Genomic DNA, 18,983 nt, shown 5'->3' with positions numbered 1-18,983 from the left:
AACCCTGTGACATGGATGTCATGGGGCATGTGAAACAACCCCACCCGGCAGGATGTCAGGTGGACGTTAAATTGAAGAATCCTGAAGATTATCAATATGACTGAATCTTTTGCTGAACTATTTGAAGAATCCTTAAAAACAATCGAAACCCGTCCGGGTTCCATCGTTCGTGGCGTTGTTGTCTCTATCGACAAAGACGTCGTCCTGGTTGATGCGGGTCTGAAATCTGAGTCTGCAATCCCTGCAGAGCAGTTCAAGAACGCAGCCGGCGAACTGGAAATTCAGGTTGGCGACGAAGTAGACGTTGCTCTGGATGCAGTAGAAGACGGCTTCGGTGAAACCCTGCTGTCTCGTGAAAAAGCTAAACGTCACGAAGCATGGATCACGCTGGAGAAAGCCTACGAAGAAGCTGAAACTGTTACCGGTGTTATCAACGGTAAAGTGAAAGGCGGCTTCACCGTAGAGCTGAACGGAATTCGTGCGTTCCTGCCAGGTTCACTGGTAGATGTACGTCCAGTGCGCGATACGCTGCACCTGGAAGGCAAAGAGCTTGAGTTCAAAGTCATCAAGCTGGATCAGAAACGTAACAACGTGGTGGTTTCACGTCGTGCGGTAATCGAATCCGAAAACAGCGCAGAGCGCGATCAGCTGCTGGAAAACCTGCAGGAAGGCATGGAAGTTAAAGGTATCGTTAAGAACCTTACTGACTACGGTGCATTCGTTGATCTGGGCGGCGTTGACGGCCTGCTGCACATCACTGATATGGCATGGAAACGCGTTAAGCATCCAAGCGAAATCGTGAATGTTGGCGATGAAATCACTGTTAAAGTGCTGAAATTCGACCGCGAGCGTACCCGTGTTTCTCTGGGTCTGAAGCAGCTGGGCGAAGATCCATGGGTTGCTATCGCGAAACGTTACCCAGAAGGCACCAAGCTGACTGGTCGTGTAACCAACCTGACCGACTACGGCTGCTTCGTTGAAATCGAAGAAGGCGTTGAAGGCCTGGTACACGTTTCTGAAATGGATTGGACCAACAAAAACATTCACCCATCTAAAGTTGTTAACGTGGGCGATGTTGTTGAAGTTATGGTTCTGGACATCGACGAAGAACGTCGTCGTATCTCCCTGGGTCTGAAGCAGTGCAAAAACAACCCATGGCAGCAGTTCGCAGAAACCCACAACAAGGGCGACCGTGTTGAAGGTAAAATCAAGTCTATCACTGACTTCGGTATCTTCATCGGCCTGGACGGCGGCATCGACGGCCTGGTTCACCTGTCTGACATCTCCTGGAACGCTACCGGAGAAGAAGCAGTTCGTGAATACAAGAAAGGCGACGAAATCGCTGCTGTGGTTCTGCAGGTTGACGCAGAGCGCGAGCGCATCTCCCTGGGCGTTAAGCAGCTGGCAGAAGATCCGTTCAACAACTACATCTCTCTGAACAAGAAAGGTGCCATTGTTAACGGTAAAGTGACTGCAGTTGACGCTAAAGGTGCTACAGTTGAATTGGCAGACGGCGTTGAAGGCTACCTGCGTGCTTCTGAAGCATCGCTGGACCGCGTAGAAGACGCAACTCTGGTTCTGAACGTTGGCGACGATGTTGAAGCTAAGTTCACCGGTGTAGACCGTAAAAACCGCGTTGTTAGCCTGTCTGTTCGTGCGAAAGACCAGGCTGATGAGAAAGAAGCTATCAATACGGTTAATACGACTAAACCGGAAGAAGGCAACTTCTCTAGCGCAATGGCTGAAGCTTTCAAAGCAGCTAAAGGCGAGTAATCGCTCTCAGGGCAGCGCAAGCTGCCCTGTACCGTCGTTACTGTCAGAACTTTTCCTAACAGGGATAAACCGGAGGTTACATGACCAAGTCAGAACTGATTGAAAGACTTGCCGGCCAGCACTCTCATATTCCGGCGAAAGTCGTTGAGGATGCGGTAAAAGAGATGCTCGAGCATATGGCAACGACGTTGTCAGACGGCGAGCGTATCGAAATCCGGGGATTTGGCAGCTTCTCTTTGCATTATCGTGCACCTCGTACCGGGCGTAACCCGAAAACGGGCGACAAGGTTGAGTTGGAAGGTAAATACGTTCCACACTTCAAGCCTGGTAAAGAACTGCGCGATCGCGCCAATATTTACGGCGGTTAATACCTCAGGGTATAGCGATGAATCGATAAAACGACACTCCGGTGTCGTTTTTTTTTGCCTGAAAAAAGTTCCTCTGATTGAGGGATATCGCATAAAAGCCTGCTGGCCTGTTGCCGCAGCAGCGATAGTTTGTGTGACATTATCCAGATCCTTTCCAACCCCCCTGAACCCTGATGCTGATTGCTGCACACTGGTGATAACTGCAACAGGGAGGTGCTATGGTTCTGACCGTCAACCGGCTGTCATGGAGTGTGATAGCGGCGACGCTGCCGCTAAGCTTTTTACCCCAACTGCCAGGCACTGCCTTCGACCTTGCCGCATTGTGCGTTGCTTTGCTAATGGCGCTGTCCGGCTGGCGCGCTGCCAGGTACGTGGCACTGGTTCTGGTACTTTTCATCAGTGCTGTCAGCGTCGGGCGCACCATGCTGGCCCAGGCTGAGCAGCTAACGCAGTCGCGGGTAAAAACAGATATACGGGTGGAAGCCGTTCACCCCGACGGTAAAACAATCACAGTCCGCCTGTTGCGCTTTCGGGACCGGATCCTGTTCCCCCCCCTGTATGCCCGTTTGCGGATCCAGCCGCAGGAGACCGCTTTTTGTGCCGGACAACGCTGGCAGATGCAATTAGCACTGCGCCCGGTTCACGCGCAGCTAAATGAGGGGGGCTTTGATCGTCAGCGCTTTGCCCTGGCGAACCATACCCCACTGACCGGAAGGGCGCTGTCAGCGCGGGTCATGGACACAACCTGTAGCCTGCGTGACAAAGTGACGACGGCCGTGAAAAAAAACACGGTAAACCTCAGCCGGCAGGCGCTCATTTCAGCACTGACCTTTGGCGACAGATCGGAGGTCGACCGCGAAACCAGTCAGCTGCTGCGTGAAACAGGTACCGCACACCTTATGGCGATATCCGGCATGCATATTGCGCTTGCTGCCAGTTTCGGCTGGCTGCTGGCACGTATGGTACAGTTCGGTTTACCGGCATGGTGCATCGGTTACCGTCTGCCTGTATTCAGCGGGTTACTGGCCGCGCTGGCTTATTGCTGGCTTGCAGGGGGAAATCCACCTGCGCTGCGGGCTGTTCTGGCATTACTGGTCTGGAGCGGGATCCGCCTGCGGGGAATGAACTGTCAGGGCAGCCAGGTATGGGCACTGTGTATTGGTATCATCCTTTTTTTTGACCCGCTGAGCGTGCTGTCCGACAGTCTTTGGCTTTCAGCCCTGGCCGTAGCTGGCCTGCTGCTCTGGTATCATTTTTTTCCTCTGCCTCATCGTTTTTCGCGGCAAAAACGCTGGTTGCTGCTGCGTCTGCTGCATCTTCAGGCAGGGATGTTATTACTGCTGATGCCGCTTCAGGCCGTGCTGTTTCATGGCATCAGTGTGAGTGCTCTGGTGGCTAACTTGTGGGCCGTACCGCTGATTTCCTGCGTTACCGTTCCACTGATCCTGGTGGCAACGGTTGTGAATCCTATCCCCGTGATCAACCATGTGCTGTGGGAGTGGGTTAACCATTCTCTGGCGCTGGTCTTTATTCCCCTGCAGCATATCCCCCGCGGCTGGTTCGCGCTTGACCACACCATGGCTGCGGCCAGCCTGTCAGTCTGGCTGGTGATGTTAACCCTGCGTTTTGGCTGGTGGCGCACCTCTCCCGTGACTCTGTTAAGTGCAGTGCTGGTGCTGTGCAGCTGGCGCGAGGTGGCATCTTCCCCGCGCTGGCGGGTTGATATGCTGGACGTCGGGCACGGGCTGGCCGTTGTCATCTCCCGCCACGGAGAAGCCATACTTTACGACACAGGTAATCGCTGGCCCGGCGGCGATTTTGCACGCAGCCAGATCCTGCCGTGGCTTGCCTGGAAGGGGTTAAACGTGACCGGTATTATTCTCAGCCACGGGCATATAGACCACACTGGCGGTCTGGAAAGCATGCAGAGGGCGTTTCCTGACGCCACCGTGCGCAGCGCTCTCGCCCGCCCCGGGCACTTACCCTGCCGGAAAGGCGTACACTGGCGATGGCAGGATCTCCAGTTTAAGGTCCTCTGGCCGCCGCCAGGAGAAGTGCGGGAAGGGAATAATCAGTCCTGCGTGGTGACCGTGACTGATGGGAAATGGCGCGTGCTGCTCACCGGAGATATTGAAGCGCCCGCAGAGTTAAAGCTGGTTGCCGGACAGCGTGCCGGCCTGCGGGCCGATTTACTTCAGGTACCGCACCACGGCAGCAAAACTTCCTCATCGCCCCCCTTCCTGCGCGCCGTCTCTGCTTCTGTGGCGATGGCCTCCGCAGCGCGCTACAGCGCCTGGCGTCTGCCCGCCGGAAAAATTATCCAACGCTATGCTGAATACGGTGTTGAATGGCGTGATACGGCGCTTTCCGGCCAGCTTAGCGCCCACTTTTTTGTTGATTACTGGCAAGTAAAAGGATTAAGAGAACAAATAATGAACCGTTGGTACCATCAGTGGTTTGGCGTAGTCAGGTAATCCAGGTAGAATAAGCGGCTATTTCATTCAAAGCTGGTTAAATAATGCATCTGGATAAAGATCTCTCCACCTGGCAGACCTTCCGTCGACTCTGGCCTATGATCGTGCCATACAAGACGGGATTGATTGTGGCAGCCGTCGCACTGGTTCTGAATGCGGCAGGCGATACACTCATGCTGTCACTGCTGAAGCCTTTACTTGATGATGGTTTTGGCAAAGCGAATAACGCCGTTCTCCTGTGGATGCCGCTTGCGGTTATGGGCCTGATGTTAGTTCGCGGCGTGACCAGCTATGTCTCCAGTTACTGTATCTCCTGGGTGTCCGGTAATGTGGTCATGGGTATGCGTCGTCGCCTGTTCAGCCATATGATGGGCATGCCGGTCGCTTTTTTTGATCAGCAATCCACCGGTACGCTGCTGTCGCGCATCACCTATGATTCTGAACAGGTAGCCTCATCTTCCTCCGGCGCACTGGTGACCGTGGTGCGTGAAGGTGCCTCCATCATTGGCCTGTTTATTCTGATGTTTTACTACAGCTGGCAGCTGTCGCTTATCCTGATTGTCCTGGCACCTATTGTGTCGTTCGCCATCCGTACCGTCTCTAAGCGTTTCCGCAACATCAGTAAAAATATGCAGAACACAATGGGGCAGGTGACAACCAGCGCAGAACAGATGCTGAAAGGGCATAAAGAAGTGCTGATCTTTGGTGGCCAGGAAATCGAGAGCAAGCGCTTTAACGCGGTCAGTAACCGCATGCGCCAGCAGGGCATGAAACTGGTTTCAGCTTCCTCTATCTCCGACCCGATTATTCAGCTTATTGCCTCACTGGCGCTGGCTTTTGTCCTTTACGCGGCAAGCTTCCCGAGCGTGATGGAAACCCTGACTGCAGGGACGATCACCGTGGTCTTCTCCTCCATGATTGCCCTGATGCGCCCGCTAAAGTCACTGACTAACGTCAATGCGCAGTTCCAGCGCGGTATGGCGGCCTGCCAGACATTGTTCTCGATCCTCGACAGTGAGCAGGAAGTGGATACCGGTAAGCGCACGGTTGAGCGTGTCAAAGGGGATATTGAATTCCGTGATGTCACCTTTACCTATCCTGGTCGCGAAATTCCTGCGCTGAAGAACATTAATCTGGCTATCCCGGCGGGTAAAACCGTGGCGCTGGTTGGACGCTCAGGGTCGGGTAAATCAACCCTGGCAAGTCTGCTGACGCGTTTTTACGATATCCAGCAGGGAAACATCCTGATGGACGGTCACGACCTGCGCGATTATACGCTGGCATCGCTGCGTAGCCAGGTGGCACTGGTATCACAGAACGTGCACCTGTTTAACGACACGATAGCTAACAACATTGCTTATGCGCGCCATGAGAAATACAGCCGCGAAGAAGTAGAAAAAGCCGCGACAATGGCCCATGCCATGGACTTTATCAACAAGATGGAAAATGGCCTGGATACCATGATCGGTGAAAATGGCGTGTTACTTTCAGGGGGGCAGCGTCAGCGTATTGCTATTGCCCGCGCCCTGCTGCGCGACAGCCCTGTTCTGATCCTGGATGAAGCCACCTCCGCACTGGATACCGAATCTGAGCGTGCCATTCAGTCTGCACTGGATGAGCTGCAAAAAAACCGTACATCTCTGGTGATCGCGCACCGTCTTTCCACCATTGAAAAGGCCGATGAGATTGTGGTGGTTGAAGATGGCCAAATCGTGGAGCGTGGCAGTCATGAGATGTTACTGGCTGAGCGCGGCGTCTATGCACAGCTGCATAAGATGCAATTTGGCCAATGATTGAACGCATCTGGAGCGGTCGCTCGGCGCTGTATCTTCTGTTGCTGCCCTTCAGTCTGCTCTATGGGCTGGTCAGTAACCTCCTGCGCCTGACCTATTGTTGGGGCTGGCGCAAGGCGTGGCGTGCACCGGTTCCCGTGGTGATTGTGGGCAATCTCACTGCAGGAGGAAATGGCAAAACGCCGGTGGTGATCTGGCTGGTGCAGGCACTGCAGCAGCGTGGATTTCGCGTGGGTGTGGTGTCGCGGGGCTACGGCGGTAAAGCCGAACGTTATCCTCTGGTGCTGGGCCCAGACGTTACCACCCGCGAAGCGGGTGACGAGCCGGTACTGATTTATCAGCGCACCGGCGCGGCAGTCGCTGTAGCACCGCAGCGCCGTCTGGCCGTCGAAGCTCTGGTTAACGGCGGTGATATTGATGTCATCATCACAGATGATGGCCTGCAGCATTATGCGCTGGACCGTGATATTGAAATTGTCGTAGTGGACGGCGAACGACGTTTTGGTAATGGCTGGTGGCTGCCCGCCGGCCCGATGCGGGAGCGCGCTGCTCGTCTGAAAAAAGTCACTGCCGTGATCGTTAACGGTGGCACGGCACAGCAGAATGAACTGGCGATGCGTCTGGTGCCGGGTCTGGCTGTGAACTTGCTTACCGGGGAGCAGCGTGCAGTGGGTGAGCTGAAGAACGTTGTCGCCATGGCGGGCATCGGTCATCCGCCGCGTTTTTTCAACACGCTGCGTCAGCAGGGCGTAGCGATCGCTAAAGAGGTGGCTTTTGCTGACCATCAGAACTACAGCGCCGACACGCTCAATACCCTGACGATGCCGGAACAGACCCTGCTGATGACCGAAAAAGATGCGGTAAAAGCAAAATCCTTTGCCAGCGCTCACTGGTGGTATTTGCCGGTCGATGCGGTCCTTCCCTCAGAACAGTCCGCTGCGTTGCTTAACAAAATCAGTGCATTAATCCCTCGTTAATGTCTGCCTGCCTGTCCGACAGGCGCTACACTTTAGCCATCTGATTTTAAGGGATGGTATGATGACGGCGGAAAAACTCTCTCTGGTTCAGGCCCGTCAGCTTCAGCTGGCGGCGCAGGGCCTGCTGCGCCCACCTTCACGTAAAGCCTGTTTTGACGATCTGCTTGCTGCCGTGCGACGGATGTCGTTGTTGCAAATCGATACGATCCACGTAGTCGCTCGCAGTCCTTATCTGGTGCTGTTCAGCCGGCTGGGTGAGTACCCCCCGGTCTGGCTCGATCAGGCCCTGGCGGAAAGACAGCTGTTTGAGTACTGGGCGCACGAAGCCTGCTTTATTCCTGTGGCCGATTACGGCCTGCTGCGTCATCGCATGCTTAACCCGTCTGCACTGGGCTGGAAGTTCAGTCAGGCATGGCGGGATCAGCATCAGCAGGAGATCGGCGATTTGCTGGCCCATATCAGCGAAAATGGCCCTGTCCGTTCTGCTGACTTTACCGCCCCCCCGGGCCAGAAGCCCGGCTGGTGGGCATGGAAACCGCACAAGCGCCATCTGGAAAATTTATTTACGGCCGGTGAACTGATGATCAGTGAACGGCGCAATTTCCAGCGTGTTTACGATTTGCGTGAGCGGATATTGCCCGACTGGGATGACCAACAACATGCTCTGAAGGAGGAGGACGCTGTCCAGCGTATGCTGGACAAGAGTGCGGCCAGCCTGGGGATTTTCCGCCTCTCCTGGCTGGCAGATTATTACCGTCTGAAACGGGCTCCCGTGACGGTTGCTCTTGCACGCTGGCGCGAAGAGGGAACAGTCCGTGAAGTACAGGTCGAAAGTCTGGGTACGCTGTACCTCCATCACTCACTGTTTGGGCAACTTGCCAGCCCGCAGGCCGCTACGCATACGGCGATCCTGTCACCTTTTGACCCGCTGGTCTGGGACCGCAAGCGCGCACGGGAGCTGTTTGATTTTGACTATCGCCTGGAGTGCTATACGCCAGAGGCAAAACGGCAGTATGGCTATTTTGTCCTGCCCCTTTTGCATCGCGGTGCGCTGAAAGGCCGCCTGGATGCGCGCATGTTGCGTAAAGAGAAAACGTTGCAGGTCAACGCGATCTGGCTGGAGGCGAACACGCGCGTCAGCCAGCAGATGGTCGGCGACTTAAGGCTGGCTCTGACACGTTTTGCCCGCTGGCAGGGCGCAGAAATGATCGAGGTCAATAAACTCCCTGAGGCCATGACTGCCTGCTGGCCCACGCGTTGGGAAATATAGCCGCCAGGGCATTTTTTCGCGGTGTGCAGGTAACCGCGCCCGTACAGCTATGATATTCTTAACCCATTGCAAAACTGGGTTCATCGCGGAGGAACCATGGATCATCGTTTACTTGAAATCGTTGCCTGCCCGGTATGTCACGGCAAACTGTATTACAACAAAGATCAGCAGGAACTCATCTGCAAACCGGATGGGCTGGCTTACCCGGTGCGTGACGGCATTCCCGTCCTGCTGGAGGTGGAGGCCCGTGCCTTAACCCTCGAAGAGAGCCATCCATGAGTTTTGTTGCCATCATTCCTGCGCGTTTTGCCTCTACCCGTTTGCCAGGTAAGCCGCTGGTCGACATTCACGGCAAGCCCATGGTGGTGCATGTCATGGAGCGGGCGCTGGAGTCAGGTGCCGATCGGGTGATCGTGGCGACTGACCATCCTGATGTGGCGCGCGCCGTTGAAGCGGCCGGTGGTGAAGTCTGCATGACCCGTCCTGACCATCAGTCCGGCACAGAACGTCTGGCTGAGGTAATCGATCATTATCAATTCCCCGATGATACGGTGATTGTGAATGTCCAGGGGGACGAGCCAATGATCCCCCCGGTGATCATTCGCCAGGTGGCGGATAACCTGGCGCAAAGCAGCGCGGGTATGGCAACGCTGGCCGTGCCGGTGGACTCAGCGGAAGAGGCGTTTAATCCGAATGCCGTGAAGGTAGTGCGCGATGCTAACGGCTATGCACTCTACTTCTCACGCGCTACTATCCCGTGGGATAGGGAGCGGTTTGCGGCCTCCCGTGACACCATCGGCGACCATTTCCTGCGTCATATTGGTATTTACGGCTATCGTGCAGGGTTTATTCGCCGCTATGTTGGCTGGGAAGCCAGCCCGCTGGAACAGATCGAGCTGCTTGAGCAACTGCGCGTGCTGTGGTACGGCGAAAAAATCCACGTCGATGTGGCAAAGGCTATTCCCAGCGTAGGCGTTGATACGCCAGAAGACTTACTGCGCGTACGCGAAGCCATGCAGTAACCCGCGATGGGGCCGTTCACGCGGCCCCGTCATTTCTGCTGCAGCCGTGTCCGTCACGAAGCACATTTCCGCGTTCAGCACCCTCATTAGACCTCTTGCCTGAAAGGAGGGCAGATGGAACACCTGCGATCTGAACTGGCACTGGTTCTTGGCGAACCGGTCAGTCGGGTGGAATGTATCAGTCAGCAACCCTTCGCCAGTCTGTATACCCTTTACGATGACCACGGCCATTCTCTGCCGCTGGTGGCGAAATACTTCAGTATGAAGGGCATTGCTGCCCAGGAAGCGCACAAGCTGTCAATGCTGATGCGTGAAGGCAAAGTGCGCGTCCCTGCCGTGTATGGTCTGGTTATCAGCCAGCAACCTCCGCTGCATGAGGTCTTGCTGATTGAACGTACGGGTGGCGTCTCTGTTGAAGCGCCAACGCGGACGCCTGAGCGCTGGCAGCAGCTCCAGGAGCAGATCGTAGAGGGAATGCTTGGCTGGCACCGAATTGACAGCCATGGACTGGTAGGCACGGTTGACAGCACGCAGCAGAATCACTGGCCGGCCTGGTACTCGCAGCGGGTCGAAGTCCTCTGGGCCACACTTGGCTACCTGCGTCCGGCGCAGCTGAGTATGGATGCCCGACAGCTGCTTTTCCGCAGCCGTCAAAGTCTGTCCACGCTGTTCAACGGGTTTGACGATCCCTGTGTTTTAGTCCACGGAAATCTGGCACCGACCAGCATCATGAAAGAGGCCTGGGCAGACCAGCTGCTGGCGGTGATCAATCCCGGCACCGTACTCTGGGCTCCGCGTGAGTTCGATCTCTATCCCCTTTGCGCAACCGGCGTCGGTGATGACATCCTCAGTTGCTACCTGCAGCGTGCGCCCGTCGCAGAGGGGTTTGTTGCACGCCGCTGGTTGTATATTGTCTGGGAAGAGATTGCCCGACTGATCCACACCGCACAGTTTGACGCTCAGCGCTTCAGCCTGGCCAGTCGCTCACTACTGCCCTGGCTCGACTGACTCCTTCGCTGCCGGATGCAGCCACTGCCAGACCAGGCCAAGGCTCTCGTAAACGGCACGTTCGCTATGCCCCAGCCAGAATGATGACGGCAGGGCCCGCTCCCAGAAATTCAGGGGAGAAGCGATCGCCAGCTGATTGGCCGGAGCAGGCCAGGGTTTGAGCCCCTGACGCTGGAAGAAGATCATGGCGCGTGGCAGATGGTTGGCTGAAGTGACCAACGCCAGCGGCCGCTGGCCCACTATTTTTGCTACTTCTTCTGCTTCCTGGCCGGTATCCCGTGGCTGATCAAGGGTGATAATATCCCCCGCTGGTACTCCGAGAGACTGGGCAACGCGTGATGCCACACTGGCCGAACTCACTGGATTTCCCTGAGCATGACCACCCGTCACAATCAGTTTCGACCCCGGGTTAGCCCGCCAGATGCGGATACCTTCAGCCAGACGGGGCAGGCTGTTATTAAGCAGGTTAGAACTGGGCGCCCACTGTGGATTCCAGGTGTAGCCGCCGCCGAGAACCACGATATACTCTACCGGGTGCTGATTCTGCCAGGTCGGATAGCGATCTTCCAGCGGTGCCAGCAGGCGGTCGGCGACAGGCTGCAGGCTGATCAGAAGGAGCAATCCCCAGGCAAGGGAAATCAATGTTTTGCCACTTTTCTGCCACCGGCTAAACCAGAGCAGCATAATGCCAACTGCCATGATCAACAGCAGCATCGGCAGCGGTAGCAGCAGGCCACCAACGACTTTTTTTAGGGCGAAAAACATGAAAACAGGTTCCTTTTGTCCGAAAAAACATCACCCAAACACTAAGCGGTGACCGAAAGCTTCATTATTTGCCAGTGTATGCCAAAATACCCCGCAACTTTCAAGCCGCAACCGTTGCAGCTCATTGAATACGTCTGCTGGCGAAGAAAATGAGAGACAGTCTGTCCGTGCGGAATAACCGGGTGACCCCCGTAGAATCATGCCTTGAACCCGGAGCCGCTGTATGCAGGATCGCAACTTTGATGATATCGCAGAAAAATTTTCGCAAAATATTTACGGTACCACCAAAGGGCGTATTCGCCAGGCCATCCTCTGGCAGGATCTTGATGCGCTGTTAGCCACCTACCCCGAAGGCGTGCTCTCCGTGCTGGATGCAGGCGGAGGAGAGGGGCAGACGGGCTGTGGCATCGCCGCTCGGGGTCATCATGTTCTGCTGTGCGATGTTTCAGAAGAGATGTTATCGCGTGCGCGCCGCCTGGCCGATGAGAAAGGTGTGAGCGGTAACATGCAATTCGCACAAATTAGCGCCCAGCAGGTTGGTCAACATTTGGATAAGCCGGTTGATCTGGTATTGTTTCACGCTGTGCTTGAATGGGTGGCAGAGCCGCAGGAAGTGCTGGCCGCGCTGTATGATGCGCTGAAGCCTGGCGGGGTGCTGTCACTGATGTTTTACAACCTGAATGGTCTGCTGATGCAGACAATGGTGCTGGGTAATTTCGGCTACCTGCAGGCAGGCCTGGCCAAGCGTAAAAAGAAAACGCTGTCTCCGGACTATCCCCGTGACCCGCAGCAGGTTTACGGCTGGCTGCAGGACTGTGGTTTTACCATTGAAAGCAAAACCGGCATCCGGGTTTTTCATGATTATCTGCGCGATAAAACCCGGCAGATTGAGCGATTTGATGAGGTTCTGGCCCTGGAAAAGCAATACTGCCGCCAGGAGCCTTTTTTAAGTTTAGGGCGTTACATCCACGTCACAGCGCGGAAACCCATAAGGCAGACGAACTATGAGTGAATTTTCCCAGACTGTACCGGAACTGGTGGCCTGGGCGCGAAAAAATGATTTTTCCGTCTCGTTGCCAACCGAACGTCTGGCTTTTTTGCTGGCGATTGCCACCCTTAACGGTGAGCGTATGGATGGCGAAATGAGTGAAGGCGAACTGATTGACGCCTTCCGCCATGTCAGCGAAGGTTTTGAGCAGACCAGTGAAACCGTGGTGGTGCGCGCCAATAACGCCATCAATGACATGGTGCGCCAGCGCCTGCTTAATCGCTTTACCAGCGAACACGCCGAAGGCAATGCTATCTACCGGCTGACTCCGCTGGGCATCGGCATCACAGACTACTACATTCGCCAGCGGGAATTTTCCACGCTGCGCCTTTCGCTACAGCTGTCGATCGTGGCCGGTGAGTTGAAGCGGGCAGCGGATGCCGCCGATGAAAATGGCGATGAATATCACTGGCACCGCAACGTGTTTGCGCCGCTGAAATACTCCGTCGCGGAAATTTTCGACAGCATTGATATCACCCAGCGCATCATGGATGAGCAGCAGCAGGCGGTAAAAGACGATATTGCCCAGTTGCTCAACAAAGACTGGCGTGCGGCTATCTCCAGCTGCGAACTGCTGTTAAATGAAACGTCCGGCACGCTTCGCGAGCTACAGGATACCCTGGAAGCCGCAGGCGATAAGCTGCAGGCTAACCTGTTGCGTATCCAGGATGCGACGATGAACAGTCCCGATCTGGGGTTTGTTGACAAGCTGGTGTTTGACCTGCAGAACAAACTGGATCGTATTATCAGCTGGGGCCAGCAGGCGATTGACTTGTGGATTGGCTACGACCGCCATGTGCACAAATTTATTCGCACGGCGATAGATATGGATAAAAATCGCGTCTTCGCCCAGCGGTTGCGGCAGTCGGTACAGAATTACTTCGATCAGCCCTGGGCTCTCACCTATGCGAATGCTGACCGCCTGTATGACATGCGTGATGAAGAACTGACCCTGCGCAGCGAAGAGGTGACGGGTGAACTGCCTTCAGAGCTGGAATACGAAGAGTTTAATGCGATTCGCGAACAGCTGGCGGCGATGATTGAAGAGGCGCTGGCCAGCTACAAGACCCAGCAGAAACCGCTGGATCTGGGCGAAGTCATTCGCGATTACCTGACACAATACCCGCGAGTTCGTCACTTTGACGTGGCGCGTATTGTCGTCGATCAGGCTGTACGCTTAGGCGTGGCCGAAGCAGACTTCTCTGGCCTGGCTGCAAAATGGCAGGCTATTAATGATTACGGAGCCAAGGTGCAGGCACATGTCATCGACAAATATTGAACAAGTGATGCCGGTTAAGCTGGCGATTGCTCTGGCAAATCCGATCTTCCCGGCGCTGGACAGCCAGTTACGCGCAGGGCGGCATATTGGTATCGACGAGTTAGATCAGCATGCCTTTCTGATGGATTATCAGGAATTTCTCGAAGAGTTTTACGCCCGTTATAACGTTGAACTAATCCGTGCGCCAGAAGGGTTCTTTTATCTGCGGCCACGCTCCACCACGCTGATCCCGCGCTCGGTGCTGTCTGAACTGGATATGATGGTCGGTAAAATACTGTGTTACCTCTATCTCAGCCCGGAGCGTCTGGCCAATGAGGGGATTTTCACCCAGCAGGAACTGCACGATGAACTGATGTCGCTGGCCGATGAAAGTAAGCTGTTGAAGCTGGTCAACCAGCGTTCTACCGGTTCTGATCTTGACCGCCAGAAACTCCAGGAGAAAATGCGCGCGTCGTTAAACCGCCTGCGCCGGCTGGGAATGGTGTGGTTTATGGGCAATGACAGCAGCAAATTCCGCATCACCGAATCGGTCTTCCGCTTTGGTGCCGATGTGCGCAGCGGTGACGATCCGCGCGATGCGCAGCTGCGCATGATCCGGGATGGCGAAGCGATGCAGCTTGACGGTGGCCTGACGCTGAACGATGAGAACGAAGAGCGTGAAGCGGATAACAACGCGCCGGATAGTGCGGAGGAAGAATAAATGATTGAACGTGGAAAGTTTCGCTCGCTGACGCTGATTAACTGGAATGGCTTCTTTGCCCGCACCTTCGACCTTGACGAGCTGGTGACTACGCTGTCAGGCGGTAACGGTGCCGGTAAATCCACCACCATGGCGGCTTTTGTTACTGCGCTGATCCCCGATCTGACGCTGCTGCACTTCCGTAATACCACTGAAGCCGGGGCTACCTCCGGTTCGCGGGATAAAGGCCTGCACGGTAAACTGCGTCCTGGCGTCTGCTACGCAGTACTCGATGTGGTTAACTCGTTGCACCAGCGTGTGCTGGTCGGGGTACGTTTGCAGCAGGTTGCCGGTCGTGACCGTAAAGTAGATATTAAACCGTTCAGTATTCACGGCCTGCCAACGTCGATTAACCCCACTGAAATTCTCACGGAGACGGTCAACGCGCGTCAGGCGCGCGTGGTGCCCATCAGTGAGCTGAAAGACCGCTTTGAAGCGATGGAAAGCGTACAGTTCAAACAGTACAACTCCATTACGGACTACCATTCGGTGATGTTTGACCTCGGTATAGTGGCGCGTCGTCTACGTTCCGCTGCTGACCGTAGTAAATATTATCGTCTGATTGAGGCCTCGCTGTATGGCGGGATCTCCAGCGCGATTACCCGCTCCCTGCGCGACTACCTGCTGCCGGAAAACAGCGGCGTGCGAAAGGCGTTCCAGGATATGGAAGCCGCTCTGCGTGAAAACCGCATGACGCTGGAAGCGATACGCGTAACGCAGTCTGACCGCGATCTGTTTAAGCATCTGATTTCCGAAGCCACCAGCTACGTGGCGGCAGACTACATGCGTCACGCGAATGAGCGGCGCATTCATCTTGATGCGGCCATGCAGGTGCGTAACGATCTGTTTACCAGCCGTAAGCAGCTTGCCGCCGAGCAGTATCGGCATATTGAGATGGCGCGTGAGCTGGGTGAACATAACGCCGCTGAGAGCGATCTGGAAACGGATTATCAGGGCGCCAGCGACCACCTGAATCTGGTACAGACGGCCCTGCGCCAGCAGGAAAAAATTGACCGCTACGACGCTGACCTCGAAGAGCTGACCTTCCGCCTGGAAGAGCAGAATGAGGTGGTCGCCGAAGCGCGTGAAGTGCAGGAAGAGAACGAAGCGCGCAGCGAAAATGCCGAACTGGAAGTGGATGAGCTGAAAAACCAGCTGGCCGACTACCAGCAGGCGCTGGACGTCCAGCAGACGCGCGCGATTCAGTATCAGCAGGCGCTGACCGCATTACAGCGTGCTCAGGAAATCTGTCAGCTGCGCGATCTCAGTATTGAAAATGCCGACGAGTGGCAGGAAACGTTCCAGGCCAAAGAGCAGGAGGCCACCGACAGGTTGCTGATGCTGGAGCAAAAAATGAGCGTGGCGCAGGCCGCGCACAGCCAGTTCGAACAGGCGTTTGAACTGGTCAATAAAATTGCCGGCCCGGTCAGCCGCAGTGATGCCTGGCAGGTGGGGCGCGATCTGTTACGCGACGCCAGTAACCAGCGTTACCACGCTGAACAGCTCCAGCCGCTACGCAGCCGTCTGAATGAACTGACGCAGCGCCTGCGTGAACAGCAGGATGCCGAACGACTGCTCAATGACTTCTGCAAGCGGCACGGCCAGCAGGTGGATGCCGGTGAGCTGGAGTCCCTGCAGGCGGAGCTGGAAGCCCAGATTGAATTGCTGAACGAGAGCGTGGCTGATGCCGGTGAGCGCCGTATGGCCCTGCGCCAGGAGCTGGAGCAGCTGCGTGAACGCATCGCACGCCTCACTAAACAGGCACCGCAGTGGCTTGCCGCGCAGGAGATCCTGTCGCAGCTGAGCGAGCAGACCGGACAGTCGCTGGAAAACAGCCAGCAGGTCACGGAGTTTATGCAGCAGCTGCTGGAGCGTGAGCGTGAAACCACCGTTGAACGTGATGAAGTTTCCGCGCGTAAGCGGGAAATTGAAAAACAAATCGAACGCCTCAGCCAGCCGGGCGGTGCCGAAGACGCGCGACTGAACACGCTTGCCGAGCGTTTTGGCGGCGTACTGCTGTCCGAAATCTATGACGACGTCACCATCGACGATGCCCCTTACTTCTCCGCCCTCTATGGTCCGGCCCGCCACGCGATTGTAGTGCCGGACCTGTCGCTGATCCGTGAGCAGCTGGACGGGCTCGATGACTGCCCGGAAGATCTCTATCTGATTGAAGGGGATCCGCAGTCATTTGATGACAGCGTGTTTAACGTGGAGGAGCTGGAAAAAGCGGTGGTAGTGAAAGCCGGTGACCGCCAGTGGCGCTATTCCCGTTTCCCTAAAGTACCGCTGTTTGGCCGTGCAGCCCGTGAGAACCAGCTTGAGGTCCTGCATGCTGAACGTGAAGCGCTGGCCGAACGTTACGCCACGCTGTCCTTTGACGTTCAGAAAACCCAGCGCCTGCATCAGTCCTTTAGCCGCTTTATTGGCAGTCACCTGGGCGTGGCGTTTGAGTCGGATCCGGAAGCGGAAATGCGTCTGCTCAATACCCGGCGTAATGAGGTTGAGCGTGCGCTGACGAACCACGAAAGCGAAAACCAGCAGCAGCGTCAGCAGTTTGAACAGGCGAAAGAGGGCGTTGCCCAGCTTAACCGCCTGTTACCGCGCGTCAGCCTGTTACTGGATGATACGCTGCAGGATCGCCACGAAGAAATTCAGGAAAAGCTGGATGAAGCGCAGGAAGCTGCACGCTTTGTGCAGCAGCACGGCGCGCACCTGACCCGGCTGGAGCCAATCCTCTCTGTGCTGCAGAGTGACCCGGAGCAGCACGACCAGTTGAAGCTGGACTATCAGCAGGCGCAACAGCAGCAGCGCGATGCCCGTCAGCAGGCCTTTGCCCTGACCGAGGTCGTGCAGCGTCGTGCGCACTTTGGCTATGTCGATTCAGCCGGGATGCTGAACGGTACCAGCGACCTCAATGAAAAATTGCGCCAGCGTCTGGAGCAGGCGGAAGGCGAACGTACCCGTGCGCGGGAAAAATTACGTCAGCATCAGGCTCAGTTAACCCAGTACTCACAGGTACTGGCCTCGCTGAAAAGTTCCTACGATGCCAAACGCGATATGCTGAAAGAGTTGCAGCAGGAGATGCTCGACATTGGCGTGCAGGCGGATGCTTCTGCCGAAGAGCGGGCAAAGCAGCGCCGTGATGAACTCTACAGCGCGCTGAGCAATAACCGTATGCGCCGCAATCAGCTGGAAAAACAGCTGACCTTCTGTGAAGCCGAGATGGATGCGCTACAGAAAAAACTGCGCCGTCTGGAGCGGGAGTATCAGGCAGGTCGTGAACAGGTGGTCAGTGCGAAAGCCGGCTGGGTGGCCGTCCTGCGCCTGGTGAAAGATAATGGCGTTGAGCGCCGTCTGCACCGCCGCGAACTGGCCTATCTGGGGGGCGATGAACTGCGCTCCATGTCGGATAAGGCGCTGGGAGCCCTGCGTCTGGCCGTGGCGGATAACGAACACCTGCGGGACGTTCTGCGTCTGTCGGAAGATCCGAAACGCCCTGAGCGCAAAATCCAGTTCTTTATCGCGGTCTATCAGCATCTGCGCGAGCGTATTCGCCAGGATATCATTCGCACTGACGATCCGGTTGAAGCCATCGAACAGATGGAAATTGAACTGAACCGTCTGACCGAAGAGCTGACGGCCCGTGAACAGATGCTGGCCATCAGTTCACGCAGCGTATCGAATATTATTCGCAAAACCATTCAGCGTGAGCAAAACCGTATTCGCCAGCTGAACCAGGGGTTACAGGCGGTCAGCTTCGGGCAGGTGAAGAGCGTCCGGCTTAACGTCAACGTGCGTGAAGCGCACTCTACGCTGCTGGATGTGCTCTCTGAGCAGCATGAACAGCATCAGGATCTGTTCAAGAGCAACCGCCTGACCTTCTCTGAGGCGCTGGCAAAACTCTATCAGCGCCTGAACCCGCAGATCGATATGGGACAGCGGACGCCTCAGACTATCGGGGAAGAGCTGCTCGACTACCGCAACTATCTTGAGATGGAAGTGGAAGTGAACCGCGGATCGGACGGCTGGCTTCGTGCAGAAAGCGGCGCGTTGTCGACGGGAGAAGCCATCGGTACCGGGATGTCAATCCTGGTGATGGTAGTGCAGAGCTGGGAAGAGGAATCGCGGCGTCTGCGCGGGAAGGATATTTCTCCGTGCCGCCTGCTGTTCCTTGATGAGGCGGCGCGTCTGGATGCTAAATCCATCGCCACCCTGTTTGAACTGTGCGACCGTCTTGAGATGCAGCTGATTATCGCCGCACCTGAGAATATCAGCCCGGAGAAAGGCACTACCTATAAACTGGTCCGTAAAGTGTTCAATAATACCGAGCACGTTCACGTTGTTGGCCTGCGCGGCTTTACGGCAGAACCCACTCTGACCGCTAAAGATGCCGGGGCTGAGGCATAGCACGCTTCATACTGTAAAAAATAATGTGACGCAGTGGTAATATTTCTGCGTCCAGAT

14 protein-coding genes are annotated in these 18,983 nt (G+C 55.8%); 13 read left to right on the top strand and 1 reads right to left on the bottom strand.

Annotated elements, in window-relative coordinates; genetic code table 11:
* Positions 1–96 precede the first annotated feature (96 nt).
* From rpsA to IFU29_RS06985, 9 genes are all read left to right on the top strand, one after another.
* Positions 97–1,773, top strand: coding sequence for a 30S ribosomal protein S1 (rpsA, locus tag IFU29_RS07025; RefSeq protein ID WP_062743872.1), 1,677 nt, complete (start codon positions 97–99; stop codon positions 1,771–1,773).
* Between the two features lie 80 nt (positions 1,774–1,853).
* Positions 1,854–2,141 (top strand): integration host factor subunit beta, encoded by a 288-nt coding sequence (gene ihfB, locus IFU29_RS07020; RefSeq protein WP_062743871.1) that lies wholly within the window; start codon positions 1,854–1,856, stop codon positions 2,139–2,141.
* Positions 2,142–2,359: 218 nt separating this feature from the next.
* On the top strand, positions 2,360–4,615 hold the full coding sequence (locus IFU29_RS07015; RefSeq protein ID WP_191933291.1) for a ComEC family protein: 2,256 nt from the start codon (positions 2,360–2,362) through the stop codon (positions 4,613–4,615).
* 44 nt (positions 4,616–4,659) lie between these two features.
* Complete coding sequence (gene msbA, locus IFU29_RS07010; protein WP_191933290.1) at positions 4,660–6,408, top strand: lipid A ABC transporter ATP-binding protein/permease MsbA; 1,749 nt, start codon at positions 4,660–4,662, stop codon at positions 6,406–6,408.
* Complete coding sequence (gene lpxK, locus IFU29_RS07005) at positions 6,405–7,385, top strand: tetraacyldisaccharide 4'-kinase (protein ID WP_191933289.1); 981 nt, start codon at positions 6,405–6,407, stop codon at positions 7,383–7,385. The genes msbA and lpxK overlap by 4 nt, the downstream gene beginning before the upstream one ends.
* A gap of 58 nt (positions 7,386–7,443) precedes the next feature.
* Positions 7,444–8,655 carry a winged helix-turn-helix domain-containing protein gene (locus IFU29_RS07000; RefSeq protein ID WP_423244815.1) on the top strand — a complete coding sequence of 404 codons (1,212 nt, stop codon included), beginning with the start codon at positions 7,444–7,446 and terminating at the stop codon, positions 8,653–8,655.
* A 96-nt stretch (positions 8,656–8,751) separates the two neighbouring features.
* Positions 8,752–8,934: a Trm112 family protein gene (locus IFU29_RS06995; protein WP_062743866.1), complete on the top strand. Its 183-nt coding sequence runs from the start codon at positions 8,752–8,754 to the stop codon at positions 8,932–8,934.
* A complete protein-coding gene (kdsB, locus tag IFU29_RS06990; protein WP_062743865.1) occupies positions 8,931–9,677 on the top strand; it encodes a 3-deoxy-manno-octulosonate cytidylyltransferase in 747 nt (248 codons plus the stop codon). The genes IFU29_RS06995 and kdsB overlap by 4 nt, the downstream gene beginning before the upstream one ends.
* Positions 9,678–9,791: 114 nt before the next feature.
* A complete protein-coding gene (locus IFU29_RS06985; protein WP_191933288.1) occupies positions 9,792–10,685 on the top strand; it encodes a YcbJ family phosphotransferase in 894 nt (297 codons plus the stop codon).
* Here IFU29_RS06985 and elyC read toward each other — a convergent pair.
* On the bottom strand, positions 10,665–11,450 hold the full coding sequence (gene elyC, locus IFU29_RS06980; RefSeq protein ID WP_191933287.1) for an envelope biogenesis factor ElyC: 786 nt from the start codon (positions 11,448–11,450) through the stop codon (positions 10,665–10,667). The genes IFU29_RS06985 and elyC overlap by 21 nt on opposite strands.
* Positions 11,451–11,673: 223 nt before the next feature.
* On the opposite strand from elyC, the gene cmoM reads away from it, so the two are divergent.
* From cmoM to mukB, 4 genes are read left to right on the top strand one after another with little or no spacing between them, the layout of a single operon-like run.
* Positions 11,674–12,462: a tRNA uridine 5-oxyacetic acid(34) methyltransferase CmoM gene (gene cmoM / locus IFU29_RS06975; protein ID WP_191933286.1), complete on the top strand. Its 789-nt coding sequence runs from the start codon at positions 11,674–11,676 to the stop codon at positions 12,460–12,462.
* Positions 12,455–13,777, top strand: coding sequence for a chromosome partition protein MukF (mukF, locus tag IFU29_RS06970; RefSeq protein WP_062743861.1), 1,323 nt, complete (start codon positions 12,455–12,457; stop codon positions 13,775–13,777). The genes cmoM and mukF overlap by 8 nt, the downstream gene beginning before the upstream one ends.
* Positions 13,758–14,477, top strand: a complete 720-nt coding sequence (gene mukE, locus IFU29_RS06965) for a chromosome partition protein MukE (RefSeq protein WP_191933285.1) — start codon at positions 13,758–13,760, stop codon at positions 14,475–14,477. The genes mukF and mukE overlap by 20 nt, the downstream gene beginning before the upstream one ends.
* The gene (gene mukB / locus IFU29_RS06960; protein ID WP_191933284.1) at positions 14,478–18,926 is read left to right on the top strand and encodes a chromosome partition protein MukB; all 4,449 of its coding nucleotides are present in this window, start codon (positions 14,478–14,480) and stop codon (positions 18,924–18,926) included.
* The last annotated feature ends 57 nt before the right edge of the window (positions 18,927–18,983 follow it).

It is taken from the genome of Erwinia persicina (assembly GCF_014838825.1).
Taxonomy (GTDB): domain Bacteria; phylum Pseudomonadota; class Gammaproteobacteria; order Enterobacterales; family Enterobacteriaceae; genus Erwinia; species Erwinia persicina_A.
The sequence above is the reverse complement of the archived record's forward strand: the minus strand, read 5'-3'. Positions and strand labels throughout refer to the sequence as shown.

Coding starts and splice junctions, on each gene's coding strand:
- elyC (WP_191933287.1), bottom strand. CDS start 11,450: ATGTTTTTCGCCCTAAAAAAAGTCGTTGGTGGCCTGCTGCTACCGCTG.
- IFU29_RS07015 (WP_191933291.1), top strand. CDS start 2,360: ATGGTTCTGACCGTCAACCGGCTGTCATGGAGTGTGATAGCGGCGACG.
- IFU29_RS06995 (WP_062743866.1), top strand. CDS start 8,752: ATGGATCATCGTTTACTTGAAATCGTTGCCTGCCCGGTATGTCACGGC.
- msbA (WP_191933290.1), top strand. CDS start 4,660: ATGCATCTGGATAAAGATCTCTCCACCTGGCAGACCTTCCGTCGACTC.
- ihfB (WP_062743871.1), top strand. CDS start 1,854: ATGACCAAGTCAGAACTGATTGAAAGACTTGCCGGCCAGCACTCTCAT.
- lpxK (WP_191933289.1), top strand. CDS start 6,405: ATGATTGAACGCATCTGGAGCGGTCGCTCGGCGCTGTATCTTCTGTTG.
- rpsA (WP_062743872.1), top strand. CDS start 97: ATGACTGAATCTTTTGCTGAACTATTTGAAGAATCCTTAAAAACAATC.
- IFU29_RS07000 (WP_423244815.1), top strand. CDS start 7,444: ATGATGACGGCGGAAAAACTCTCTCTGGTTCAGGCCCGTCAGCTTCAG.
- mukE (WP_191933285.1), top strand. CDS start 13,758: ATGTCATCGACAAATATTGAACAAGTGATGCCGGTTAAGCTGGCGATT.
- kdsB (WP_062743865.1), top strand. CDS start 8,931: ATGAGTTTTGTTGCCATCATTCCTGCGCGTTTTGCCTCTACCCGTTTG.
- cmoM (WP_191933286.1), top strand. CDS start 11,674: ATGCAGGATCGCAACTTTGATGATATCGCAGAAAAATTTTCGCAAAAT.
- mukF (WP_062743861.1), top strand. CDS start 12,455: ATGAGTGAATTTTCCCAGACTGTACCGGAACTGGTGGCCTGGGCGCGA.
- mukB (WP_191933284.1), top strand. CDS start 14,478: ATGATTGAACGTGGAAAGTTTCGCTCGCTGACGCTGATTAACTGGAAT.
- IFU29_RS06985 (WP_191933288.1), top strand. CDS start 9,792: ATGGAACACCTGCGATCTGAACTGGCACTGGTTCTTGGCGAACCGGTC.